Source organism: Ruegeria sp. B10 (genome assembly GCF_056539825.1).
In genome coordinates, this window is record NZ_JBQFVP010000003.1 from 74355 (window position 1) to 97355 (window position 23001).

Sequence of the window (23001 nt, forward strand, 5' to 3'; positions counted from 1 at the left end):
GGGCAGCGCCGGCCCGAGGGGTGGCGCAAACGCGCCGCCCCATGGGGGCGGGTCGGCGCGGCCCGGCGGTGCCGCCGGGTGGGTGGGTTGATTGAAGCTAAGTAACATCGCCTTTGAAGGAGAAGTTACTTCGGTTTATCTAACGCTCCCAAAACGTTAAAAATTTGGGCCATCCGTAAGAGAATTCATGCGGTCGATACCGCTACGCAGTTTCATAAACCATACAAAAGAAACCGACAGCGGATACCAAGTTAAATGTGTACGCTTGACTAAGTAGCACGCAGAAAAGGGAAGTGGTTTGTATCAAAATAAAGTGGAAGAAACTTGCCGAAGCTTTCATATAGAGAGACTTTGCGCGACCACGCTCCTGGACCTTCTCCATGAACTTTTGATTGGAGAATGCTAGCAAAATAGCCATCGCGCCAAGCGAAAATGCCATAAGGCTCGGGATAATCTCGACTGCAGCCGAAGTCCAAAGTCGTTCATTGTCCTTTTCTGCGGACCAAAGCGGGAAGGAAACAGCGGAAAAACCGACCGAAAACCAGAAATATCTTGAGTATATGATAGCTTCCCAGCCACCATATAACCGCCAATAAACTTGGAAGTAGTTCAGACTTTCTTCGTCAGTCTCTTGCGACATATCTCACTTGTGCACTGGCGGTCTTCTCAGGATCAGGTTCAGTCGAGACTATCTGTGGATGATCTTTGGTGGAAGCGTCAATCGCTGTTCCGTCTGCAGATCGCCCAAATGCTTTTATATAGCCGTTTAGTGCCGCGACTTTAGCCAAAACAGTGTTTTTAGCGTTAAGAGCGATGGTCTTGACACCCGGCGCTTTTGTGAGACTGATATCCGTTCTTTGGAGACCCTGCTCTTGTAGTTCGTCCAAAATTCTGTTGGCTTCGTCATCTAGGTCATCTGGGTTGGGGCGATGGATTCGCATCTCAACTCTTTTAATGCCCGGTATTTGGAGTACCTTCTCAACTGAATCCTGTTCAGGAACCATGTGCACTTTAATGTCTTCCACATCAGTGAAGTCCAGTTGGGCCAAAATCCTATAGACAGGTCTTTCTGCTCGCTTTGGAGAAAGATGTTTTCGCTCATCATTTTGCATCTCAATATACATATGATGTCGCTTTTCATTGAACGCGAAAACGAAGACTTTGCTGTTTAACCCAATGTTATTGGGTACACTTACCTCACTTTCGCGCAGAGACAATTGTTCGAAACTGTCGATCCTGATGACATCGGAGTTTTTGTCTACCTGCGTCCAAATTGCGAGGCGACCGGAAAACACGCCATCTCTTGTTTCACTTATCGGGGATAGGGCGGCAAATTCGTCCCCCCAGAATCTCACCCCGTTGCCCGCAGCTTTCTCAAAAATTCTTCTGTAGATACCCGGGGGGTGCGGTTGGGCGACGACATTAAGTACTGAAAATTTCATTTGCCGAGCGTTAGCCATTTGAATCACCTAGATTTTATTCCAAGTGATGGCTAGCTCATCAGTTATCCATTTTCAACGCAGAGATGAAAGCCTCCTGAGGTATATCAACTTTCCCGAACTGACGCATCTTCTTCTTACCCGCCTTCTGCTTGTCCAGCAGTTTGCGTTTCCGCGTGGCGTCGCCTCCGTAGCATTTCGCGGTCACGTCCTTGCGCAGGGCCGAGAGGGTCTCGCGGGCGATGACCTTGCCTCCGATGGCGGCCTGGATCGGGATTTTGAACATGTGGCGCGGGATCAGGTCCTTGAGCTTTTCGCACATTGCACGGCCCCGCATCTCGGCCCGGTCGCGGTGAACCATGGTCGACAGCGCGTCAACGGGCTCATCATTCACCAGCACCGACATCTTGACCAGATTATCTTCGGTATAGCCGGTCATCTGGTAGTCGAACGAGGCATAGCCCTTGGTCACCGATTTCAGGCGGTCGTAGAAGTCGAAGACCACCTCGTTCAGCGGCAGGTCATAGACGACCATGGCGCGGGTGCCTGCATAGGTCAGGTCCAGCTGGATACCGCGACGGTCCTGGCAGAGTTTCAGCACGTCGCCGAGGTATTCGTCGGGCACCAGAATGGTCGCCTTAATGCGCGGTTCCTCGATATGGTCAACCTTGGAGGGGTCGGGCATGTCGGCGGGGTTGTGCAGCTCGATCATCTCACCGTCTTTCATGTAGACGTGATAGATCACCGACGGCGCGGTGGTGATCAGCTCGATATCATATTCGCGTTCGATACGGTCGCGGATCACCTCAAGGTGCAGCAGACCGAGGAAGCCGCAGCGGAAGCCAAAGCCCAGCGCGGCCGAGGTTTCCATTTCAAAGCTGAAACTGGCGTCGTTCAGGGCCAGTTTGTCGATCGCGTCGCGCAGGTCTTCGAATTCGGAGCTATCTACGGGGAAGAGGCCACAGAACACCACCGGCTGCGCGGGTTTGAAGCCGTCGAGCGCGTCCTCAGTCCCGTTGCGGTCATTGGTGATGGTGTCACCAACGCGGGTGTCGCGGACTTGTTTGATCGAGGCCGTCAGAAAGCCGATCTCACCGGGGCCAAGCGAGTCCACCATCTCCATCTCGGGCCGGAAGACGCCGACGCGGTCGACATGATGGAGAGTGCCGTTCGACATGAACTTGACCCTCATGCCCTTTTTCAGCGTGCCGTCCATGATGCGGACCAGAACGATGACACCGAGATAGGCGTCGTACCACGAATCCACCAGCATCGCCTTGAGCGGCGCGTCCAGATTGCCCTGCGGTGCGGGCAGCTGCTGGACGATAGCCTCAAGTGTCTCATGGATGCCCTGCCCCGTCTTGGCGCTGACCTGAATAGCGTCGGTCGCGTCGATGCCGATCACATCCTCGATCTGTTCGGCCACGCGATCACAATCGGACGCGGGCAGGTCGATCTTGTTCAGCACCGGCACGATTTCGTGGTCGGCGTCGATGGCTTGGTACACGTTCGCCAGCGTCTGCGCTTCGACCCCTTGGGTCGAGTCCACGACCAGCAGCGAGCCCTCGACCGCGCGCATGGACCGGCTGACCTCATAGGCGAAGTCCACGTGGCCGGGGGTGTCGATCAGGTTCAGCACATATGCCTCGCCATTGTCGGCGGTATAGTCGATGCGAACCGTGTTGGCTTTGATGGTGATGCCCCGCTCGCGCTCAATATCCATGCTGTCGAGCAGCTGTTCCTTCATGTCGCGATCCTTGACCGTTCCGGTCTCTTGGATGAGCCGGTCAGCAAGGGTGGATTTGCCATGGTCGATATGGGCGACGATGGAGAAATTGCGGATATGAGCGAGGTCTGTCATGGATTGGGATATGTCCGGAGTTTGTGGTCTCGTCAAGCGCTGAAGCGTTGCAAAAAAGGCCATTCTCGCAGCTTTCTGAGCAGTAGCATTTACCGGATTCTAGCCAATGGGTAGAATGCTTAAAGCGACTGAGCCGAATAAGAACCAGAAAGCAGTTATCAGGTGGCCGATTACTCTATCTTCGTTTTAGGCGAAAGCCAGCTAACGATTTCGGTCGCGCAAGGGCTGGACGGCCTCACCCAGGGTACCGGCATCCATCTGATTGGTGAAACAATTACGTTCGACACTCTAGCTGTTACAGAAGTCTTCATCACGGACGCAGGTTCAGACACGAGCTTTGCAGACAATGATGGCAATCAGCGCTTGGACGGAGACCAAACAATTGATGGGACCCTGTTTTCCAGTGGTACGCGGGTTGAGGCCGAATATGGAATTACCCTGACGGATGGAACCAATACCTACCAGGCTGTTGCCTTCAATGTGAATAACTCCTCCCCCGCCTTTGGTACAGTTGAAGGGATAGCATTCATCGGCGGCCCGGGCGAGTTTCCTCCGTCAGGTATCCCACTGACCGTCGTCAGCACGCAAGAGGGTCCGAGCTTTGATTCCTCAGAATATGTGAGCCCCATCTGCTATTGCCGCGGAACACTCATAAAGACCCCAGAGGGTGATATCCCGATTGAGAAGCTTCAGGTGGGCGACTTGGTCTGGACAAAAGACGACGGGTACCTGCCGATCACCTGGGTCGGATCGCAAGATGTCATCGCGAGCGGCAGTTTTAGAGCTGTCGAAATCCCCCCCGGCCCATTGCAAAATCCAATTGCGCTCAGCGTTTCACAGCAACATCGGCTTCTGATCACGCATCCTGCGGCTGAGCTAATGTTTGGGGCGCCGGACGTGTATGTTCCTGCAATCAGCCTTGTTGATGTTGGCCTTGCCCACTTCTCCGATGCACGCGCCGTTAGTTATCATCATATCTTGCTTGATCGACATAGCATCCTAAAGGCCAACGGGGTTGAGTCAGAAAGTATGTTTGTTGCGAAAGCACCTCGGGACTCAGAGCCAGACGCTTTGTTTTTTCAGAATATCACCCCCCCAACTGCCGGGCCGATGCAGATCGCGCGAATGCCACTAAGACGTCGTGAAGCCACGGTCTTGCTTTGTGAAGTCCTACGTATTGATCCCAAGCCCCGTTTGATTCATACTCCCGCGCAGATTGAGAGGGGCGCAAGATCCCTCCAAGCAGGCAAAAACGAGGCATGAGCATGAAACAGTTCCTCCTAATCGCATTTTGTGCGGCGTCGCTGACGGCCGTGGCTCCGGTTGTGGACGCATCGCAGATCAAGCGGGCGTGTTTGGCGTCGGATCGTCAGGCGGCGACGCGGGCACGGTGTTCTTGTATCCAGCGCGTGGCAGATCAGGCGTTGACGCGCAGTGATCAGAAAACCGTCTCGAAATGGTTCACAGACCCCCATCAGGCGCAACAATTGAAGATGTCTCAGACTGCACGCGATGACGCGCTGTGGGACCGGTATCAGAACTTTGGCCAGATGGCGCAGGCGATCTGCAGCTAGGCCCTTCTGAAACCTTGACCTGATGCCCGCTGCGCCCCAGAAAAGGCGCAGCGAAAGGTGTATCTTATGGTGATGAAAGGGCTGACCCTGCGGGGCCTTGAGGTGTTCGAGGCGCTGGCCCGGACAGGATCGGTGGCGCAAGCGGCCGAGATCACGGGGCTCAGCCAGCCCTCGGTTTCTCAGCAATTGCGCAATCTGGAAAAGGCCATCGGCACCGATCTGGTGGACCACGGGCGCAGGCCGATGCGGCTGACGCAGGCCGGGCGCAGCTTTCTCACCCGCGCGCAGGCGGTTCTGTCCGAGCTGCAGATGGCCCAGAGCGAGCTGACTGTGATGGATCTTGGCCATCTCACTACGCTGTCCATCGGCTTAATCGACGATTTCGACAACGACCTGACACCGCGGCTTGCGACCCTTCTGGCCGACAGCCTGACGCGCTCGAAATTCAAGCTGATCACCCTGCCCAGCCTTGACCTGTTTTCCGAACTTGAGGCACAGCGCCTGCATATGGCCGTCTCGGCCCATAGCGGCGAGGTACTGGAGGGTGTGGTCGAGTACCCCTTGGTGCAGGACCCCTTCATTCTAGTCGCGCCGAGCAGCGTCAGCAATGGAACCGAGGCCATCGAGAAACTGCCTTTCCTGCGATATGCGCGCGAGCAGCTGATCAGCCGACAGATCGAGGCCCATATCGCCCGACAACAGATAGAGTTCGAAGAGCGGTTCGAGATCGGCTCACACCTGGCCCTGATGGCGATGGTGGCGCGGGGCTTGGGCTGGGCGATCACTACACCGCTGGGATATATGCGCGCGGCCCGGTTCCACGAGGACCTGCAGGCCCATCCCTGCCCCCTTGGAGCGTTTTCACGCACGATTTCGTTGTTCACCCGCACCGACTGGTCCGATCAGGTCCCGCAAGAAGTCTCGGGCATGATGCGACGGCTGATGCAAAGCCAGATGATCGACCCGGCCACAGCCAAGCTGCCCTGGCTCAGCGGACAGTTGAAGGTGATGGACAGCTAGCCCTCAAGATGCGTGGCAAGCCCTTCAACTGCGGTTTCGATCAGATCCAGTGCGCCGTCAAAATCCCGCGTGTAGTAGGGATCGGGTACGTGATCAGCGCCGGTCTGAGGCGCGAAATCAGTCAATAGACGCACCGGTGTCTGATTGCCGAATGGGCGCAGGGCTTCGATATTCGCGATGTTCTCCGCGTCCATCCCAATAATCAGGTCGAACCGCTCGAAATCCTCAACGACGAATTGCCGGGCCCGCAGATCGTCCAGCTTGATATCCCGTGCTTTTGCCGCGGATTGCATCGGGCCATAAGGCTGCTTGCCGATATGCCAGCCTGCCGTCCCGGCGCTGTCGGTTGCGTGATGGGGCGCACGGGCGCGAAATACACCCTCGGCCGCAGGAGACCGACAGATATTGCCCAGGCAAACAAAGAGGATACGATGTGTCATGGGCCAATCTGTAACGCGTGAGGGGCATATGGAAAAGATCGTCATTCTGACCGGGGCCGGGATTTCCGCCGAAAGCGGCCTCAGCACCTTTCGCGATGAGGGCGGCCTATGGGCGCAACACCGGATCGAGGATGTGGCAACGCCCGAGGGTTTCGCCCGTGATCCTGCCTTGGTTCAGGGGTTCTACAACACCCGCCGCGTGCAGGCCGCCAAGGTGGAACCCAACCCGGCGCATAAGGCGCTGGCCCGGCTGCAACGAGACTTTCCGGGCGAGGTTGTGATCGTCACGCAGAATGTAGACGGGCTGCACGAGGCCGGCGGCGCGCAGGACGTGATCCACATGCACGGGAAACTGTCCAGCGCGCTCTGCGCATCCTGTGGCCACCGCTGGACAGCACCGCCTGAGATGGAGGTGGGCGAGCCCTGCACGGCCTGCAACGCCCCCACCGCACGCCCTGACGTGGTCTGGTTTGGGGAAATGCCCTATCATATGGATGACATTTTCGATCACCTCGCCTCCGCCACGATCTTCGCTGCGATCGGCACATCAGGCCAGGTCTATCCGGCGGCAGCTTTTGTCCACGAAGCTCAAGCGGTTGGGGCGCGAACGATTGAGATCAATCTGGAGCCGACGGGCGGAGGTTTCGACGAACATCTTCTGGGCAAAGCGTCCGAAACTGTGCCAAAATGGGTTGATCGCTTACTACAGATCCAAACCTAGTACGAACGATATAGCGGGACGACCCCGCTCTATTTCAACAAGGTTTTTTCAAGAGGCAGTAAAATGACCGACCAAAACCCACAAACCGGCGAGATTCTGGACGGTGACAGCTTGACAGAGCGTGACAGGCTGAGCGCGCAACTCTCAAGCCTGTGGTGGACGTTCCTGATACGTGGGGTACTGGCGGGTGCGGTTGGCATCGCCGCGCTGTTCTGGCCTTCCGGCAGCATCGCGCTGTTGCTACGGCTGGTTGGGGCACTGTTGATCATCGACGGCGGGTTGACTCTGTTGGGGGTTGGTCGTCGCGGGCTGTTGGGCGGGGCGGCCATCGGCGCTGTTCTGATCGGCCTCGTTCTGCTGATATGGCCCGAAGGCACCGTCAAGCTGGCCTTCTTCCTGCTAGGTGCCTGGGCATTGATCATCGGCATCGGCTCGTTGGCCGCTTCGCAACAAATGAATGAGCGCGACCCTCAACGCGGCTCGATGCGCGGGTCAGGGATTGCAGCTTTGATCATCGGCCTGGTGTTGATGATATGGCCAGCCGTTGCATTGATCGCACTTGGTTGGGCCATCGCCTTTTCAGCACTTGCGATTGCAGCCGTGATGTTCTGGCTGGCCACCCGTCTGCACAACGCCAGCGACCGGGTCGGCATGAAAACCATCAATCGCTAAAGCGCCGATACTAGCCGTAGGACGCAAAAGGCCGGGCTCTGTGCCCGGCCTTACTCATGGATGACGGCCGCAACGCGGCCCGAAGACAGGCGTTCACCTAGTTCGAATGCGACCCGTTAATATCATGGCCATGTTTGTCCTGACGTTCCAGATCAACCGGAATCTCAATCACGACCTCACCTGCATTTTCAAAAACCAGCTTAACCGGCAGCATCTCGCCTTGTTCAAACGGGTCCTTCAGACCCATGAACATCACATGGGCACCCCCGCGCTTAAGCGCAAAGCTCTCACCCGCTGGAATCACAAAACCTTCCTCGACATGCACCATCTTGGCCACGCCTGCATCGTCGATCATATGGGTGTGCAGCTCTACTCGGGCCGATACGTCCGAAGTCGCGCTGATCAGGCGATCATCGGTATCACTGGTATTCTGTATCACCATAAAGGCCGCGCCCGCCTTGGCAGCCTTACCAGACGACCTCGCATATGCGTCGTCTACAACGATGATATCGGCGGCAAGGGCTGGAACGGCCAATACGCAACCGGCCAGTGTTGCGAACAGAGTGGATTTGAGGGACATCGCGCCTCTCCTATTTCTTTTGGTCTGATTTGTATCGTAAGGAAATCAAACCGTCGCCGGAGGGGCCCGCGCCGGTTTCTGTGGCAACGGCAGCGCTATCAGGTTTTCATCGCGGTTGAGCGGCTGAACACCGCTCATCAGCGGCGCATCCGGCACGACCGAAGGATGCGGGTAAACCGCCCCCAGCAGAGCTAAAGCATAGTCAGGACAATAGTGCGGAGGCGCTGTCGGCTGCCCGTCCTCATCCATATAGACGACAACGGGTCCGGCGCCCGTACACAGCACCATCTGGCCGACGGCGCGGTCAACTCCGCGCGAAACAGCCAATCCCTGCCCTGTCAGAACAACCAACAGGCACATCACAACAGGCAGGATTCGAGGCACGAAACGTTTCATTCGGCCTCGATATAGGCCGCTGAGCTAACGGGCTTCAAGCGCCAAACCGTCGCGCCCGAAATCGCTTCAGTATTCCAGGCCGCGCCGCTTAACTGTTCCCTTTGTGAGGCTGGTATGAGACCGGTTCACCCGGCGCTGCATCCGGGAACATGCGGAAATTGTCTTACTTGCCAGCTTACTAAGCAAAAGAAAGAAATAAAAACTCTTAAATGACATTGGACAACACTCGTTGTTGATAAACCAATAATGGCAAAAATAGGGCGACCCGGTCTGTGAACAAGATCACTCAAGAGGATTTTGTTTCCTAAATCTTCACAGTTCTCACTAATCATTTCCAAACAAAAAAGCCCCGAACCACCTAGGTTCGAGGCTTTGAAATTCTAATAAGTGTAAGGACTTAGGCCGCGGCTTGTGCCTTGGCAATTTCCTTTTTCACTTTCAGAGCGTTTGCCGACAGCTCTTCGTCCTTGGCTTTCGCCAGGAACGCGTCCAGACCACCACGGTGGTCGACCGAGCGCAGAGCAGCCGCCGAGATGCGCAGCTTAACACCGCGACCCAGGGTCTCGGACTGCAAGGTGACGTCGTTCAGGTTCGGCAGAAAACGACGACGAGTTCTGTTTTTGGCGTGGCTGACATTGTTGCCAGTCATCGGGCCTTTTCCGGTCAGTTCGCAACGGCGCGACATGGTTTCTTCCTTTGTTTCTGGAGGCCCGGCAAAACGCCTGCGGCCAAATCACAAGGGGCACAACCCGAAGTCGCGCCCGAAAACTGGTTGGATGCGTGTAGTGGGAATCGCTAGAAGGGTCAAGACACGGCGGACGGATTCTTTTCCAAAACCGTTTGCTAGGGAAACGGCCCCCGAGCCACACCTGCGACGCGCGTATTTTGGATAAGGTGAAAGCACCATCAGACCAGACTCGCCAGCATTTTCTCGGCCGCGGCGGCAGGGCTGAGGCGGCCTTGGGACACTTCGGCGTCAAGCTGTGCCATCTGCGCCTTGGCCTGCGCCGTTTCGAGGCGTGCAAGCAGCGAATGCCGCACCTCCTGATCGAACCAATAACGGGCTTGTGCGGCGCGGTTGGATTGCCAGTGCCCTGCTTCGCGCCGCCAATCGGTCAAGCTCTGGATTTCCGCCCATGCTTTGTCCAATCCATGTTCCTCAACCGCTGAAACCGACATGGCCTTCGGGAAACCTTCAGGATCTTGCGGCCGCTTGCGCAACAGGCGCAGGGCACCGGCGTAATCGGCGCAAGTGCGGGTTGCGGTTGCCTTCAGGTCTCCGTCGGCCTTGTTGATCAGGATGATGTCGGCCATCTCCATAATACCGCGCTTCACGCCTTGCAACTCATCCCCGCCTGCCGGGGCCAGCAGCAGTAGGAACAGGTCCGACAGCTCCGAAACCACGGTTTCGGACTGGCCGACGCCCACGGTTTCGATCAAGACGACATCGTAGCCCGCTGCCTCGCACAAGGCGATGGCCTCGCGGGTTCGGCGGGCGACACCGCCCAGGTGGCTTTGGCTGGGAGATGGCCGGATAAAGGCGTTTTTCTCGCGGCTCAGACGCTCCATCCGGGTTTTGTCACCTAGAATGGACCCACCCGAGCGGGCCGAACTTGGATCAACAGCCAGAACCGCAACGCGCAGCCCCTGCCCGATCAGCATCATACCAAAGCTTTCGATAAATGTAGACTTGCCGACACCCGGCGTTCCTGACAGGCCGATCCGCAGGGATTGCCGCCCGGACTGCGCTAAATGGGAAAGCAACTCAGTCGCTTGCGCCCGGTGATCTTCGCGCTGGCTTTCGACCAAGGTAATCGCACGCGCCAAGGCCCGACGCTCACCCTGCAATATCCTGTCGCCCAAGTCAGCTATGTCCATCCGTCCGGTCCCTTTAGAATCCGCCCTAGATGAATGTGCGACGCGGGGTTTGTCCAGAGGCTCAGCGGGATTAACTGCGCTGCTTCTGGACGTCGGGTCCCGCTTTGGCGATAAGGCCGCATGAGCCGTTTGCCGATAAATGACGCCCTTCCGGACTTACTGGAGGCCCTGAGAACCCATGGCCGTGCCGTGCTGCAGGCCCCGCCGGGTGCGGGCAAGACGACGCGGGTGCCTCTGGCGATGCTAGAGGCCGGACTATGCGCCGGTCGGATTGTGATGTTGGAGCCCCGGCGGCTGGCTGCCCGCGCCGCAGCCGAACGGATGGCCGAGACGCTGGGCGAACGCGCCGGGCAAACGGTCGGATACCGCGTCCGGGGCGATGCCAAAGTGTCGAAATCCACCCGGATCGAGGTGATCACCGAAGGCATCCTGACCCGCATGCTGCAATCTGAGCCGGACCTGCCCGGGGTCGGTGCGGTGATTTTCGATGAGTTCCACGAACGCTCTCTGAACGCCGATCTGGGGCTGGCCCTGTGTCTTGAGGTAACCGGAGCCCTGCGCGATGATCTGATCCTTCTGGCCATGTCAGCAACGCTGGATGCAGACCCTGTTGGGAGGTTGATGGAGGCGCCGCTGGTGACCTCGGAAGGCCGCAGCTATCCGGTTGAAACGCGATGGTTGGAGAAACCACTGGGTGCGCAGGCCCGGCGGTTGGATGCATTGATTGATCTCGTCGTAAAGGCCGAGCGGGACAGCCGCGCCATCGGTGGCGGTATCCTCGTGTTCCTCCCGGGCGAGGGTGAGATCCGCCGCGCAGAAAGCGCACTGTCCGGGCGACTGCCACAGGATTGCGTTGTGCGCCCTCTCTTTGGGGCCATGCCCTTTGCCGCCCAGCGCGCGGCCATTGCGCCGGTTGAGAGCGGGCGGAAGGTGGTGCTGGCAACCTCGATTGCCGAAACCTCGCTGACGATCCCCGATATACGCGTCGTGGTTGATATGGGACAGGCCCGGCGGGCGCGGTTCGATCCCGGCTCGGGCATGTCGCGGCTGGTGACGGAACGGGTGACACGGGCTGAAGCGACCCAGCGCGCCGGCCGGGCGGGCCGGGTTTCAGACGGGCTGTGCTATCGGCTGTGGTCGAAGGGCGAAGAGGGCGCATTGGCCGCATACCCGCCTGCCGAGATCGAGGCCGCCGACCTGACCGGGCTTGCGCTGGAACTGGCGCTATGGGGGGCCGACGCCGGTGATCTGGCATTTCTGACAGCACCGCCCGAGGGCGCTTTGGCTGAGGCGCAGGCGCTGTTGACCCTACTGGGCGCGCTGGATGGCAAGGTGCGGATTACGGATCATGGGCGAGCGCTGGCTGCCCTGCCCCTACATCCCCGCTTGGGTCATATGCTGGTTACGGCGGGGGTACAGGCCGCCCCTCTGGCCGCGCTGATGGCGGAACGTGATCCGCTGAAGGGCGCTCCGGTTGACCTGTCCTTGCGGCTTGAGGCACTGCGCGACGCCCGTGCGTTTCAGCGCAACCGGGTCTGGCAAGTCAATATGGGCGTGTTGAACCGGGTGAAGGCTGAGGCCAAACGGCTGCGAGCGCAGGCCGGATCTGAGGCTGAAAATCTCAGCCCCGCCTCCGTGGCCGCGCTGGCCTATCCCGACCGCATTGGCCAAAGGCGCAAGGGTGAGGCACCGCGCTACGTGCTGTCCGGTGGCAAGGGCGTTGTGCTGGAAAATGGAGACACGCTGGCTGGTGCGCCCTATTTGGTGATCATAGATACAGACGGCAATCCGCGCGAGGCGAAGGCGCGCATGGCTGTGCAGATCAGCGAAAGTGAAATTCGCGCGCTGTTTGCAGATCAGATCGGATGGGAGACCAGCTGCGTCTGGTCAAAACGCGACCGACGGGTCGTTGCACGGCGGCAAGAACGCCTCGGCGCAATCACGTTAGAGGACCGGATTTGGAAAGACGTTCCCGAGGACGCGATCGCCCGTGCCATGGTGGACGGTGCGCGCGATCTGGGGCTGCGGTTGGAGGGCGCAGCCGCCCGGCTGGCCGCGCGTGTTGAGCTTGTGCGCGCCGATGGGGTCAACCTGCCCGACTTCTCGGACCAAGGGCTGATCGACACGGTGGAAGACTGGCTGCTTCCCATGCTCTCGGGCGTGCGCAGTGCAGAGGACTGGAAGCGCTTTGACCTACTGCCCGCGCTGCGGGCCCGTCTGGACTGGGCGCAGACGCAAGAGCTGGACCGCCGTGCGCCGGGATCCTTCGTCACCCCACTAGGCCGCAAGGTTCCCATCGACTATGGCGGCGATGCGCCCGAAATCTCGGTGCGTCTGCAAGAGCTATTCGGTGTCACGCGCCATCCGGTGGTCGGAGGCACACCGCTTAAGATCACCCTACTGTCTCCCGCACAACGCCCGATCCAGATCACCCGCGACCTACCAGGGTTCTGGGCTGGCTCTTACGCGGATGTACGCAAGGACATGCGCGCGCAATACCCCAAACACCCTTGGCCCGAAGATCCAACGCAGGCCGATCCGACGTTGCGGGCCAAACGAAGGCCCGGCTGAGGCATCACCAGTGCCGGATTTTGCCGAATTCCCCCCAAATTGCGACAAAATTACCGCCAAACCCCTAAGAAAATCCGTTTTTCCGAGGTTACGTTGCATTCATCAATTCCGACGACTATCTGAACATGCATTGAGGTAAAATGTTTTCCGAGCGGCAGAACAATGAAAGCGCAGTTGCAGAGAATCTGGGATGAGGTCGGACGACCTATGATACAGCGACCTAAGCGCGTGCAGGTGGCCGCCCTCTGTACGCGTCAGACCAAATCAGGCCACGAGGTACTTTTGGTGACCAGCCGCGACACCGGGCGCTGGATCATTCCCAAAGGCTGGCCGATCGACGGGTTGGACGGCGCCGGAACTGCCCTGCAAGAGGCTTGGGAAGAGGCTGGCGTTCGCGAGGCCAAAGCCAAAAAAGAGCCGGTGGGTCACTTCACCTATGACAAGGTCCTCAAAGACGGCTCAGTCGAGGCGGTGTTGACCAGCGTCTACCATCTGCGCGTGACGAAACTGCTGGATGACTTCCCCGAAGCAGATCAGCGCCAGCGGAGCTGGGTGACGCCGAAGATTGCCGCTGAACGTGTGGATGAGCCTGAACTCAAGGCCCTGCTAAGGCATCTGTAAAGGTCAAGTGGCGTCATGGTTGCCCTCAGGTCGCGAAACCTGTAGGGACCGGCGTCACTCTTTTTGGACCTTGTCACACCCATGTCGAACACGAACTCCAAACCGCGCTGGAAGGCGCTGGACAGCGACCTGCATCGCATCTCGCGGGTCGAGACGGCGAATGCACATGTCGCCCGCCCCTTGCTGGCGCCGGGCGTCGCCCTGGCCTTTATGGCACTGGCCGGGCTGACGGCGGCGGTTCTGTTCGGACAGGCGGATGGTGGCGTGATCGTCGCCGCAGCGGCTGCGTTCGGGGCCTATATGGCAATCAATATCGGCGCCAACGACGTTGCCAACAACATGGGCCCGGCCGTTGGTGCAAATGCCCTGACCATGGGGGGCGCGATTGCCATCGCGGCCATTGCCGAAAGCGCAGGCGCGTTGCTGGCGGGCGGTGATGTGGTCTCGACCATCTCCAAGGGGATCATTGATCCGGCCTCGGTCCAGAACAGCAACGTGTTCATATGGGCGATGATGGCGGCGCTGATCTCCTCGGCCATGTGGGTCAATCTTGCGACTTGGCTGGGCGCGCCTGTTTCGACCACACATTCTGTCGTAGGCGGAGTCATGGGTGCTGGCGTCGCCGCGGCAGGGCTGAGCGCGGTCAGTTGGGGCACCATGGGGGCCATCGCGGCCAGCTGGGTGATCTCTCCGGTTCTGGGCGGCGTGATTGCGGCTGTGTTTCTGGCGCTGATCAAGGCCAAAATCCAGTATCAAGACGACAAGATTGCAGCCGCACAGCGCTGGGTGCCGATCCTCGTGGGGCTGATGGCCGGTGCGTTCGCCACCTATCTGGCGGTGAAGGGGCTGAAGAAAATCGTTGCGATTGATCTGAACACTGCCGTTCTGATCGGTCTCGGCGCTGGTCTGCTGGCATGGGCCGTGACGGTGCCGTGGGTGCGCCGCCGCTCGATAGGGCTGGAGAACCGCACGCGGTCGCTGAAAACTCTGTTCGGGTTGCCTCTGGTGATTTCTGCGACCTTCCTCAGTTTTGCGCATGGGGCCAATGACGTGGCGAATGCGGTCGGCCCTCTGGCCGCTATCGTACACGCAGCCGAGTTCGGAGATTTCGCCGCCAAAGTCACCATTCCCACATGGGTCATGGTGATCGGAGCATTCGGGATTTCCTTTGGTCTGTTCCTGTTCGGGCCGAAACTGATCCGAATGGTGGGCAGTCAGATCACCAAGTTGAACCCGATGCGCGCCTTCTGCGTTGCTTTGTCTGCCGCCATCACTGTGATCCTAGCCAGCTGGTTGGGCCTGCCAGTCAGTTCGACCCATATCACTGTGGGCGCCGTCTTTGGCGTGGGATTCTACCGCGAATGGCATTCCGACCGACGCTGGGCACACTCCAACCGCCAACGCCCTCCCGAGCAGCGCCTGGCGCGGGAAGAGCATCAGCGGCGCAAGCTGGTTCGCCGGTCGCATTTCATGACGATCGTGGCTGCTTGGGTGGTGACCGTTCCGGCAGCGGCTGTGTTGTCCGCTGTGATTTTCTGGATGCTGACTGCATTTGGATAAGCTGGGGACTTGCGAGGTTCTGCCTCGCGCTCCGGGATATTTTTAGCCCGATGAAGAGCGGATCAGGGCCTGATCTGGGCAGGCCGCATGGGTTCTGTTGTGGTTGCACGGATCAATTCGGCGACCCGGCTGTTGATTGGGGTTGGTCTGTTCAGGGACACGCCTAGACGGATAATTTCACCTTGCAGACTGTCGATTTCCGTAGGGCGACCAGCGCTGAGGTCATAGGCCATCGAGGTTCGCGCGCTGGGGTCGATGGTCAGCATTTTAGAGGCGATGCGCTTGAACAGAGGTGTCGGCAGGCGCAGGATATGCGGCGTCATCCATGCAGGCAGCGGCGTGGTCGAGGCAACCGGGTGACCGGCGGCTTTAAGAACTGAAAGCGCCTCGACCATCTGATCGGCCATAAGGCGACGCCAATTGCGGTCCGTCAATTGTTCAACCAGAGTGAGGCCCGATAGTGCATTCAGCGCGTTGTTGAGATTGATGACAAGCTTGCCCCATTGAACGGCCTCGATCTGGTCGCTCTCGGTGATTGGAAACTGAGCGCTGGTCAGCTGTTCGGCCAAGGATCCAGCGCCCGCCTGGATGACGATATCTCCGGACGTGGCGCGATGATAGGTAGCCGGGCCGGTTGGAACCACGTTGAAAGGCACCATCCCCGCGCGGACATCGTGGTCGGGCAAGTTGGAGCGCAGGGTTCGGGCGTTCTCCATCCCGTTTTGCCACGAAAAGACCAGAGCCGACTGCGAAGCGTGCGAAGCGATCAGCGCCGCCATGTCTTCGGTCGCGCCAGATTTCACAGTGACGATGATCAGATCGGCTTTGGCCAGACAAGTGGGATCTGTGCTGAGCATCAGCGACGTCGCCGGAACTGTGAGGCTGAGACCCGAGAAATCGGTGACCGTCAGCCCCTTCTCTCGGATCGGGTCCAATACGCGGGCGCGGCCGAGCAGAGTGACCGTATGCCCGGCATCAGCCAGCAACGCGCCGCAATAGCAACCGATACTGCCCGCTCCTGCAATGACGATCTTCATGGCGATCCCTCCGTTGCGGGAAGGATCACCGGGTTGGCGTGTCGGGGCAAGCCCAGAGCGGGGTAACGTGGCGTTCAGCGGGCCAGTCTGGGTTTGGTGCGCTCCAGTTCCGGCGAGATTGGAATGAACTCCTGATCATCGCCGGGCGGTAGGTGGAAAGCTCCGTTCGCCCAGTCCGCGTTCTTCCATTCGCGTGTTGCGTGTTCGATCTTTTCCTTCGACGAGGATACGAAATTCCACCAGATATAGCGCTCTTCGTTGAGGGTCGCGCCGCCGAGCAACATAAGCCGCGCGCCCATCGGCCCGGCCGTGACCGAGAGCTTGTCGCCCGGACGGAAAACCATCATGCGCCCTGCCTCGAATTTGTCGCCCGCAATCTCGACCGAGCCTTCGGTGACATAGACGCCCCGATCCTCATGGTCATCCGGCAGCGGGAAGGAAGCACCGGGGTCCAGTTGGACGTCCAGATAGAAGGTCTCCGAAAGCATGGTGACCGGGCTTGTCTCACCATAGGCCGAGCCGAGGATCAGGCGGGCGCTGACCCCTTTATCCTGGATATGGGGCAACGCGCCCTGTTTGTGATGCTCGAAATCCGGGGCCATGTCCTCATGCGCTTCGGGCAAGGCGATCCAGGTCTGGATCCCGAATAGCTTGTTTTCGCGGGCGCGCGTCTCGGCACTTGTGCGTTCAGAGTGGGTCACGCCGCGACCGGCGACCATCCAGTTGACCTCACCGGGATAGATCATTTGGTGCGTACCCAGACTGTCCCGATGTTCGAACTCGCCCTGATACAGATAGGTCACCGTCCCCAGCCCGATATGAGGATGCGGGCGAACATCAATACCGCCTTCGGTGATGAACTCGGCAGGACCCATCTGATCGAAGAAGATGAACGGCCCGACCAGTTGGCGTTCGACCGATGGCAGCGCCCGGCGCACTTCGAACCCGCCCAGATCGCGGGCACGCGGGATGATCAACGTCTCAAGCGCCGGGTTTTCGGTAACGCAGTCGGGGGTGTGAGTCGGGTTCCAGCTCATGCCTGATCTCCTTTGGTCGGACGGGCTCTCTTTCTAACGTTCCTGAATGCACTGTAGCGCAGAGTTCGCGACATGTATCGCGCACCTGCGCACACATTTGGTGCGGCGTCTGGTTCGGTAAAGCTCGGTGGGCCATGCACCCTCACATAGCCGTGAACATTAAATCGTCCACGCTTTGACCGCGCGCGCTCGGTTTTCCAAACAAGCGTGCTATATTTTGGAATAGGCGAACCCGGCCTGTCAGGTCGGGGTAGAATGTGGGCCACATGACAGGAGAGTTTCCATGACGCGCCTTCAAATAAACCGCCGGTCTTTAATTGTTGCCGGCATTGGCACCCTCGCGACAGGTCTATCGGGCGGAGCGCATGCCAGCGGGCTTGCTGCGACCCAGTCTATGCGCGGTGGGTCCAACAATTATCGCCCCGGCGCGCCGGTCGTCGACAGGATCGGTGGCGGAGGGTTCTGGATGACAGGCTCCGTGCGACGCGCCGGAGACGGAGCGCCCCTGCCCGGTCAACGTATCCAGATCTGGGCGCACACGACCGAAGGGCACGAGCGCGATCTTCACAGTCACGGAGCTACCTTGACCGACGCCAATGGTGAGTTTCGGCTGGAGATGCCGCAGATCGTGCCTGCCTTCGGGCAACCGCATGGGCATCTGGCCTATGACAGCGGTGAGTTCCAGACGGTGTTCCTGCGGCCTGTGATGTCCAGCGCGAAGGACAAAACCCTAGCCGCACATTTCGTGCTGCAACCTGCCTGAGCCACGTGATCCGCAGCGCTCTGATTTGGCTGGGGATTGGGGCGGCGCTGCTTGTTCCGTTGATCGCGACTGCAACCAGCCCTTATCTCGCTTGGCGTGACCCCATCTACATCCTAGCAGGGTTTGCCGGGGTTCTGAGCCTTGGGTTGCTATTGCTGCAACCTCTACTGGCGGCAAGGTTCTTGCCGGGGATTACCCCGATGACCAGCCGTCACGCGCATAGGTGGGTTGGGATTGCGTTGTTCGGGGCGATCATCATCCATGTTGGCGGCCTTTGGATTACCAGCCCTCCGGATGTGGTGGATGCGTTGCTCTTCGTTTCGGCGACCCCTTTTTCCGCGTGGGGAGTGATCGCGATGTGGGCGGCTTTTTTCACAGCGTTTTTGGGTATCTACCGACAGCGCATGGCCTTGCGGTTTCGTGTCTGGCGGCTAACGCATACGACCCTGGCTTCTGTGACGATCGTCGGAAGCGTCGTGCATGCCATGCTGATTGAGGGCACGATGGAGATCATGACCAAGACCGCCCTCTGCGTTTTGGTGCTATTGGCGAGCGTGCGGGCGCTCGCCAAACTGCATGTTTGGGACGTGAGGAGGCGGGCTTAGACGCCCAGACACCACCGCATCACTGCTTTCTGGGCATGAAGGCGGTTCTCGGCCTCATCAAAGATGACCGAGTTCGGGCCGTCCATCACCTCGGAGGTCGCCTCTTCCTCGCGGTGAGCAGGCAAGCAGTGCATAAACAGTGCATCCGGCTTGGCATGCGACATCAGCTCTGTATTGACCTGATACGGGCGCAGCATGTTGTGGCGACGCTCTTTCGCGGATTGGCTGTCATGCATCGAGACCCAGGTGTCGGCAACCACAAGATCTGCGCCCTCAACGGCCTTGTAGGGATCCCTCTCGACAACGATTTGGGAGCCTTTCTGACGGGCAAACCCCATGAATTCTTCCTCGGGGTCGAACTGTGCCGGGCCGGTGAAGGTCAGGTCAAACCCAAACTGCCCTGCCGCATGAAGGAACGAGGCGCAAACGTTGTTGCCGTCGCCGGTCCAGACCACTTTTTTGCCCGTAATTGGGCCGCGATGTTCTTCAAAGGTCAGGATATCGGCCATGATCTGGCAGGGATGGGTGCGGTCGGTCAGGCCGTTGATTACAGGCACATCCGAGTATTCGGCCATCTCGGTCAAGACGGTCTCGTCAAAGGTGCGGATCATGATCATGTCCACATAGCGTGACAGGACACGGGCCGTGTCGGCGATGGTTTCGCCATGGCCAAGTTGCATGTCCTTGCCAGACAGAACCATCGTCTGGCCGCCCATTTGACGTACACCGACATCAAAGGACACGCGCGTCCGGGTCGAGGGTTTTTCGAAGATCAGCGCAACCATATGGTCTTTGAGCGGCTGTTCATCATCCAGCGCGGCTTTTGGCCGTCCAAGGCGGGCCTGTTTCATCGCGCCCGCTTGATCAATCATGTTGCGCAGGTCTGCTGCGCCGGTTTTGTGGATATCAAGGAAATGGTTCATATCGTTTTGCTCTTGGCTATCAACGGTCGGGGGCGGTGCCCCCGAGGTATTTGTGAACAGAAGAAGGATCAGGCGGTGGCCAAATTGGCTTCGATTTGCGTTGCGGCCTTGTCGAGGCGGATCATCGCCTGGGCGATATCGTCCTCGGTCAGGGTCAGTGGCGGCAGCAGGCGAATGACGTTGTCGGCGGCGGGAACCGTGATGACCTCGTTGTCATAGCCTGCGTTGACGACGTCGATATTTGTCGCTTTGCATTTCAGGCCCAGCATCAGGCCGGTTCCCCGCACCTCATCGAAAACCTCGGGGTGGTCGGCCACCAAGCCTTCGAGTTTCTGGCGCAACAGGCCTGCCTTGCGGTTGACACCTTCGAGGAAGGCAGGCGTGGCGACCTGGTCGATCACGGTACAGCCAACTGCGCAACCTAGCGGGTTTCCTCCGTAGGTCGATCCATGAGTGCCTGCGGTCATGCCGCTGGCGGCGTCTTCCGTGGCCAGCACCGCGCCCAAAGGGAAGCCTCCGCCGATGCCTTTGGCGACCATCATGATATCCGGCGTGATACACGCCCATTCATGGGCAAAGAGCTTACCGGTCCGGCCCACGCCACACTGGACCTCGTCCAGAACCAGCAGGAGGCCGTTTTCATCACAGATCCGGCGCAGGGCTTTGAGCTCGGCGTCGGGAACGGGGCGGATGCCGCCTTCGCCTTGAACCGGCTCGATCATGATTGCCGCTGTTTTTTCGGAAATCGCGTTTGTGACGCCATCGAGATCTCCGAACGTGAGATGCACGAAGCCGGGCAGCAAGGGGCCGAAGCCTTTGGTCATCTTCTCCGACCCGGCGGCAGCGATACCAGCCGAGGAGCGGCCGTGGAAGGAGCCATCGAAGGTGATTATCTCGACCTTCTCGGGCTGGCCTTTGTCATAGAAATACTTGCGGGCCATTTTCACAGCCAGTTCGCAGGACTCGGTGCCCGAGTTGGTGAAGAACACCGTATCGGCAAAGGTATGTTCAACCAGCTTGTCGGCCAGCGCCTGCTGTTGCGGGATGTTATACAAGTTCGAGACATGCCACAGCGCGTGCGCCTGCTCGGTCAGCGCTTTCACAAGCGCCGGATGCGCGTGGCCCAGCGCGTTCACCGCGATGCCCGCCCCGAGGTCCAGAAAACGTCGGCCATCCGCCTCGGTCAGCCAGGCGCCTTCGCCCTTCACGAAAGTCAGGGGCGCACGGTTATAGGTCGGCAGAACGGACGGGATCATCGGATCATCCTTTTAAGATAGCTTAAGCCCTGTGAGTGATACACCGGGGCCATGTTCGTCAACTAATTTGGTGGAGAATGCGCGAATTTGGTCAGCGCAAATAGATCAAACGGGCCGGTTACGCGGTCAGGCGTCGGCGTCGGAGGCGCAGGATATGTGCGGTATTGATCATGGCGGCTCGTATAGCGAGGTTCGATCTGTCTGGGAAGACCAATAATTGGAAAGCCCAGAATTTTCATAGTGAGATGAGAAGCCGCCATTTCACGCTTGCTATTTCAATTCCTGTGGCGCACCGCTTGGCCATGACGCCTACACCTCAGAATCCGCCCCTTGCGGCCCTGTTGATCTTTGCCGCCAGCGCCCTGCTGGCAGGGACAACATTGCTGGCCAAAGCGTTGGGGACAGACACGCTTGGCCCTGCCCTGCATCCGATGCAGATCAGCCACGGGCGGTTTCTGTTTGCTTTTGTGGTGATCGTGACCGCCACAGCTGTTCTGCGCCCGGCGCTGAGGCGCCCTCATTGGGGGCTGCATATCGGCCGCACCAGTTTCGGATGGCTGGGGATCACGCTGATGTTTGCATCCGTCGCCTATATCCCGATCGCGGACGCCACGGCGATTTCCTTCTTGAACCCGGTTTTTGCGATGGTTCTCGCCATCCCGCTGCTGAAAGAAGGTGTCGGCCCTTGGCGTTGGCTGGCCGCAGCGGTGGCTTTGACCGGGGCACTGATTCTCTTACGCCCGACTCCTGCCAGTTTCCAACCAGCCGCCCTGTTGGCCCTGACGGCGGCCGCGGTGATCGGGATGGAGTTGATTTTCATCAAAAAGCTCTCAGGCCGCGAGATTCCGATCCAGATTCTGTTGGTGAATAACGGATTGGGCCTGACCATCGCCTCAGTCGCGGTGATTGCAGTATGGCATGCGCCGACCCCTGCACAATGGGCAGCTTTGGCCGGAATCGGGTGGTTGATGGCCTGCGCACAGGCCTGTTTCGTCAACGGAATGGCCCGCGCCGATGCCTCGTTCGTTGCGCCCATCAGCTATGCCACATTGATCTTCGCGGCGTTCTACGACTTTGTGATCTTTAACGTGATCCCGGATCGGATCAGCATCATCGGCTCATCCATCATCCTGACAGGTGCGCTGATTTTGGTCTGGCGCGAGACCCTGCACCGTCAGGCTTTGAGCCGATAGCCCGTCCGCAACATCTGCCAGGTCACCGCACCAACGATCAGCGTCGCCCCGGTGCACACTGCCATCCCAAGCCAAGGTGAGCTGTCGGACACTCCGATCATCCCATAGCGCAGACCATCGATCAGATAGAAAACCGGGTTCAAGTGGCTGAGCTTGTTCAGCACAGGTGGCAGCGCCTCGACCGAGTAGAAGGTCCCCGACAGGAAGGCCAAAGGCGTGACGATGAAGTTGGTGATCGCGGCCATCTGGTCGAATTTATTGGCAAAAATACCGGCGAATAGGCCCAAGGCGCCCATGAAAGCACCGCCCAAGATGACGAATATCAGGGTGATGAACAGGTTCTGCGGCGCAATCGATAGAAACACCAGAAACGCGAGGGCCACGACACAGGCGATCAGAACGCCGCGCGCGATGCCGCCTGCAAGATAGCCCAGTAAGATCTCCAGAGGGGACAGCGGCGGCATCAGGGTATCCACAATGTTCCCCTGCACTTTCGAGATCACCATCGAAGACGAGGTATTGGCGAAAGCATTCTGGATCACCGTCATCATCATGATACCAGGCGCCAGAAAGATCAGGAACGGAACACCCATAACGTCAGGCCGGCTTGGACCGATGGCAATAGTGAAAATCAACAGAAACAATCCAGCCGTCACCAGCGGGGCCAGCAAGGTCTGGGTCCACACCGCCATAAAGCGCAGGGTTTCGCGTTTGGCCAGCGTGTAGAGGCCCATCCAATTGAACGCGCCAAACCGGCGCGCGTCCTGATCCATAAGATTCTGCATGAGAGCCTCTTAACTGATTCGAAGACCGCTTGTAACTCGGCCCGCAGTGATTAGAATAGGGCGCTGAGA

At 58.9% G+C, this 23001-nt stretch carries 24 protein-coding genes; 11 read left to right on the top strand and 13 right to left on the bottom strand.

Translation table 11 applies throughout. The features are described 5' to 3' along the window. Positions 1-202 precede the first annotated feature (202 nt). Genes ACR0J4_RS04800 through lepA form a run of 3 tightly spaced genes read right to left on the bottom strand, consistent with a single transcriptional unit; the run spans position 203 to position 3300 of the window. Positions 203-640 (bottom strand): hypothetical protein, encoded by a 438-nt coding sequence (locus ACR0J4_RS04800; RefSeq protein WP_170640303.1) that lies wholly within the window; start codon positions 638-640, stop codon positions 203-205. Further along, positions 624-1460, bottom strand: a complete 837-nt coding sequence (locus ACR0J4_RS04805) for a DUF4747 family protein (RefSeq protein WP_170640305.1) — start codon at positions 1458-1460, stop codon at positions 624-626. The genes ACR0J4_RS04800 and ACR0J4_RS04805 overlap by 17 nt, the downstream gene beginning before the upstream one ends. Positions 1461-1500: 40 nt before the next feature. Next, entirely contained in the window at positions 1501-3300 is a 1800-nt protein-coding gene (gene lepA / locus ACR0J4_RS04810) for a translation elongation factor 4 (protein ID WP_170640307.1), read from the bottom strand. Positions 3301-3462: 162 nt separating this feature from the next. Between lepA and ACR0J4_RS04815 the strand changes: the two genes are divergently transcribed. The 3 genes from ACR0J4_RS04815 (at position 3463) to ACR0J4_RS04825 (ending at position 5894) form a co-directional block, all read left to right on the top strand. Beyond that, positions 3463-4563, top strand: coding sequence for a Hint domain-containing protein (locus ACR0J4_RS04815; protein ID WP_170640309.1), 1101 nt, complete (start codon positions 3463-3465; stop codon positions 4561-4563). Between the two features lie 2 nt (positions 4564-4565). Further along, on the top strand, positions 4566-4874 hold the full coding sequence (locus ACR0J4_RS04820; protein ID WP_170554568.1) for a hypothetical protein: 309 nt from the start codon (positions 4566-4568) through the stop codon (positions 4872-4874). A 66-nt stretch (positions 4875-4940) separates the two neighbouring features. Further along, positions 4941-5894, top strand: a complete 954-nt coding sequence (locus ACR0J4_RS04825; protein ID WP_170640311.1) for a LysR family transcriptional regulator — start codon at positions 4941-4943, stop codon at positions 5892-5894. Here the strand turns inward: ACR0J4_RS04825 and ACR0J4_RS04830 are convergent. Further along, positions 5891-6334 (bottom strand): low molecular weight protein-tyrosine-phosphatase, encoded by a 444-nt coding sequence (locus tag ACR0J4_RS04830; protein ID WP_170640313.1) that lies wholly within the window; start codon positions 6332-6334, stop codon positions 5891-5893. The two genes, ACR0J4_RS04825 and ACR0J4_RS04830, sit on opposite strands and share 4 nt — an antisense overlap. 28 nt (positions 6335-6362) lie before the next feature. Between ACR0J4_RS04830 and ACR0J4_RS04835 the strand changes: the two genes are divergently transcribed. Together ACR0J4_RS04835 and ACR0J4_RS04840 are read left to right on the top strand one after the other, a co-directional pair. Then, positions 6363-7055, top strand: coding sequence for an NAD-dependent deacylase (locus ACR0J4_RS04835; protein ID WP_170640686.1), 693 nt, complete (start codon positions 6363-6365; stop codon positions 7053-7055). A gap of 63 nt (positions 7056-7118) precedes the next feature. Continuing rightward, positions 7119-7727 carry a DUF308 domain-containing protein gene (locus ACR0J4_RS04840; RefSeq protein ID WP_170554574.1) on the top strand — a complete coding sequence of 203 codons (609 nt, stop codon included), beginning with the start codon at positions 7119-7121 and terminating at the stop codon, positions 7725-7727. A gap of 97 nt (positions 7728-7824) precedes the next feature. Here the strand turns inward: ACR0J4_RS04840 and ACR0J4_RS04845 are convergent, their stop codons facing one another. The 4 genes from ACR0J4_RS04845 to meaB form a co-directional block, all read right to left on the bottom strand. Then, positions 7825-8307, bottom strand: a complete 483-nt coding sequence (locus ACR0J4_RS04845) for a copper chaperone PCu(A)C (RefSeq protein WP_170640315.1) — start codon at positions 8305-8307, stop codon at positions 7825-7827. A 45-nt stretch (positions 8308-8352) separates the two neighbouring features. Continuing rightward, the gene (locus ACR0J4_RS04850; RefSeq protein WP_170640317.1) at positions 8353-8703 is read right to left on the bottom strand and encodes a hypothetical protein; all 351 of its coding nucleotides are present in this window, start codon (positions 8701-8703) and stop codon (positions 8353-8355) included. Positions 8704-9100: 397 nt separating this feature from the next. Beyond that, a complete protein-coding gene (rpmB, locus tag ACR0J4_RS04855) occupies positions 9101-9388 on the bottom strand; it encodes a 50S ribosomal protein L28 (protein WP_085794823.1) in 288 nt (95 codons plus the stop codon). A gap of 221 nt (positions 9389-9609) precedes the next feature. After that, positions 9610-10581, bottom strand: coding sequence for a methylmalonyl Co-A mutase-associated GTPase MeaB (gene meaB / locus ACR0J4_RS04860; protein ID WP_170640319.1), 972 nt, complete (start codon positions 10579-10581; stop codon positions 9610-9612). A gap of 120 nt (positions 10582-10701) precedes the next feature. On the opposite strand from meaB, the gene hrpB reads away from it, so the two are divergent. The 3 genes from hrpB to ACR0J4_RS04875 all read left to right on the top strand — a co-directional run bounded on the left by hrpB (position 10702) and on the right by ACR0J4_RS04875 (position 15333). After that, positions 10702-13152 (top strand): ATP-dependent helicase HrpB, encoded by a 2451-nt coding sequence (gene hrpB / locus ACR0J4_RS04865; protein ID WP_170640321.1) that lies wholly within the window; start codon positions 10702-10704, stop codon positions 13150-13152. Positions 13153-13314: 162 nt separating this feature from the next. Beyond that, complete coding sequence (locus ACR0J4_RS04870; protein ID WP_170640323.1) at positions 13315-13773, top strand: NUDIX hydrolase; 459 nt, start codon at positions 13315-13317, stop codon at positions 13771-13773. Positions 13774-13854: 81 nt separating this feature from the next. After that, positions 13855-15333, top strand: coding sequence for an inorganic phosphate transporter (locus ACR0J4_RS04875; RefSeq protein WP_170640325.1), 1479 nt, complete (start codon positions 13855-13857; stop codon positions 15331-15333). A gap of 62 nt (positions 15334-15395) precedes the next feature. On the opposite strand, the gene ACR0J4_RS04880 is transcribed toward ACR0J4_RS04875, so the two are convergent. After that, positions 15396-16370, bottom strand: coding sequence for a 2-dehydropantoate 2-reductase (locus ACR0J4_RS04880; RefSeq protein ID WP_170640326.1), 975 nt, complete (start codon positions 16368-16370; stop codon positions 15396-15398). Positions 16371-16444: 74 nt separating this feature from the next. Beyond that, on the bottom strand, positions 16445-17407 hold the full coding sequence (locus ACR0J4_RS04885) for a pirin family protein (RefSeq protein WP_170640329.1): 963 nt from the start codon (positions 17405-17407) through the stop codon (positions 16445-16447). A 283-nt stretch (positions 17408-17690) separates the two neighbouring features. Here ACR0J4_RS04885 and ACR0J4_RS04890 point away from each other — a divergent pair, with 283 nt between their 5' ends. Next, positions 17691-18170 carry a peptidase associated/transthyretin-like domain-containing protein gene (locus ACR0J4_RS04890; RefSeq protein WP_170640331.1) on the top strand — a complete coding sequence of 160 codons (480 nt, stop codon included), beginning with the start codon at positions 17691-17693 and terminating at the stop codon, positions 18168-18170. 8 nt (positions 18171-18178) lie between these two features. Continuing rightward, positions 18179-18775 carry a ferric reductase-like transmembrane domain-containing protein gene (locus ACR0J4_RS04895; RefSeq protein ID WP_480668334.1) on the top strand — a complete coding sequence of 199 codons (597 nt, stop codon included), beginning with the start codon at positions 18179-18181 and terminating at the stop codon, positions 18773-18775. Here ACR0J4_RS04895 and argF read toward each other — a convergent pair. After that, positions 18772-19698 (bottom strand): ornithine carbamoyltransferase, encoded by a 927-nt coding sequence (gene argF / locus ACR0J4_RS04900; protein ID WP_170640335.1) that lies wholly within the window; start codon positions 19696-19698, stop codon positions 18772-18774. The genes ACR0J4_RS04895 and argF overlap by 4 nt on opposite strands. Positions 19699-19766: 68 nt before the next feature. Beyond that, positions 19767-20954: an aspartate aminotransferase family protein gene (locus tag ACR0J4_RS04905; protein WP_170640337.1), complete on the bottom strand. Its 1188-nt coding sequence runs from the start codon at positions 20952-20954 to the stop codon at positions 19767-19769. Positions 20955-21256: 302 nt separating this feature from the next. On the opposite strand from ACR0J4_RS04905, the gene ACR0J4_RS04910 reads away from it, so the two are divergent. Continuing rightward, positions 21257-22147 carry a DMT family transporter gene (locus ACR0J4_RS04910; protein WP_170640339.1) on the top strand — a complete coding sequence of 297 codons (891 nt, stop codon included), beginning with the start codon at positions 21257-21259 and terminating at the stop codon, positions 22145-22147. Here ACR0J4_RS04910 and ACR0J4_RS04915 read toward each other — a convergent pair. Next, a complete protein-coding gene (locus ACR0J4_RS04915; RefSeq protein ID WP_170640341.1) occupies positions 22129-22932 on the bottom strand; it encodes an ABC transporter permease in 804 nt (267 codons plus the stop codon). The two genes, ACR0J4_RS04910 and ACR0J4_RS04915, sit on opposite strands and share 19 nt — an antisense overlap. Between the last annotated feature and the right edge of the window lie 69 nt (positions 22933-23001).

What these genes read in the sequence shown, in the direction of transcription:
- ACR0J4_RS04800 (WP_170640303.1), bottom strand. Translation starts at nt 640, where the DNA reads ATGTCGCAAGAGACTGACGAAGAAAGTCTGAACTACTTCCAAGTTTAT.
- ACR0J4_RS04805 (WP_170640305.1), bottom strand. Translation starts at nt 1,460, where the DNA reads ATGGCTAACGCTCGGCAAATGAAATTTTCAGTACTTAATGTCGTCGCC.
- lepA (WP_170640307.1), bottom strand. Translation starts at nt 3,300, where the DNA reads ATGACAGACCTCGCTCATATCCGCAATTTCTCCATCGTCGCCCATATC.
- ACR0J4_RS04820 (WP_170554568.1), top strand. Translation starts at nt 4,566, where the DNA reads ATGAAACAGTTCCTCCTAATCGCATTTTGTGCGGCGTCGCTGACGGCC.
- ACR0J4_RS04825 (WP_170640311.1), top strand. Translation starts at nt 4,941, where the DNA reads ATGGTGATGAAAGGGCTGACCCTGCGGGGCCTTGAGGTGTTCGAGGCG.
- ACR0J4_RS04830 (WP_170640313.1), bottom strand. Translation starts at nt 6,334, where the DNA reads ATGACACATCGTATCCTCTTTGTTTGCCTGGGCAATATCTGTCGGTCT.
- ACR0J4_RS04835 (WP_170640686.1), top strand. Translation starts at nt 6,363, where the DNA reads ATGGAAAAGATCGTCATTCTGACCGGGGCCGGGATTTCCGCCGAAAGC.
- ACR0J4_RS04840 (WP_170554574.1), top strand. Translation starts at nt 7,119, where the DNA reads ATGACCGACCAAAACCCACAAACCGGCGAGATTCTGGACGGTGACAGC.
- ACR0J4_RS04845 (WP_170640315.1), bottom strand. Translation starts at nt 8,307, where the DNA reads ATGTCCCTCAAATCCACTCTGTTCGCAACACTGGCCGGTTGCGTATTG.
- ACR0J4_RS04850 (WP_170640317.1), bottom strand. Translation starts at nt 8,703, where the DNA reads ATGAAACGTTTCGTGCCTCGAATCCTGCCTGTTGTGATGTGCCTGTTG.
- rpmB (WP_085794823.1), bottom strand. Translation starts at nt 9,388, where the DNA reads ATGTCGCGCCGTTGCGAACTGACCGGAAAAGGCCCGATGACTGGCAAC.
- meaB (WP_170640319.1), bottom strand. Translation starts at nt 10,581, where the DNA reads ATGGACATAGCTGACTTGGGCGACAGGATATTGCAGGGTGAGCGTCGG.
- hrpB (WP_170640321.1), top strand. Translation starts at nt 10,702, where the DNA reads ATGAGCCGTTTGCCGATAAATGACGCCCTTCCGGACTTACTGGAGGCC.
- ACR0J4_RS04870 (WP_170640323.1), top strand. Translation starts at nt 13,315, where the DNA reads ATGAAAGCGCAGTTGCAGAGAATCTGGGATGAGGTCGGACGACCTATG.
- ACR0J4_RS04875 (WP_170640325.1), top strand. Translation starts at nt 13,855, where the DNA reads ATGTCGAACACGAACTCCAAACCGCGCTGGAAGGCGCTGGACAGCGAC.
- ACR0J4_RS04880 (WP_170640326.1), bottom strand. Translation starts at nt 16,370, where the DNA reads ATGAAGATCGTCATTGCAGGAGCGGGCAGTATCGGTTGCTATTGCGGC.
- ACR0J4_RS04885 (WP_170640329.1), bottom strand. Translation starts at nt 17,407, where the DNA reads ATGAGCTGGAACCCGACTCACACCCCCGACTGCGTTACCGAAAACCCG.
- ACR0J4_RS04890 (WP_170640331.1), top strand. Translation starts at nt 17,691, where the DNA reads ATGACGCGCCTTCAAATAAACCGCCGGTCTTTAATTGTTGCCGGCATT.
- argF (WP_170640335.1), bottom strand. Translation starts at nt 19,698, where the DNA reads ATGAACCATTTCCTTGATATCCACAAAACCGGCGCAGCAGACCTGCGC.
- ACR0J4_RS04905 (WP_170640337.1), bottom strand. Translation starts at nt 20,954, where the DNA reads ATGATCCCGTCCGTTCTGCCGACCTATAACCGTGCGCCCCTGACTTTC.
- ACR0J4_RS04910 (WP_170640339.1), top strand. Translation starts at nt 21,257, where the DNA reads ATGACGCCTACACCTCAGAATCCGCCCCTTGCGGCCCTGTTGATCTTT.
- ACR0J4_RS04915 (WP_170640341.1), bottom strand. Translation starts at nt 22,932, where the DNA reads ATGCAGAATCTTATGGATCAGGACGCGCGCCGGTTTGGCGCGTTCAAT.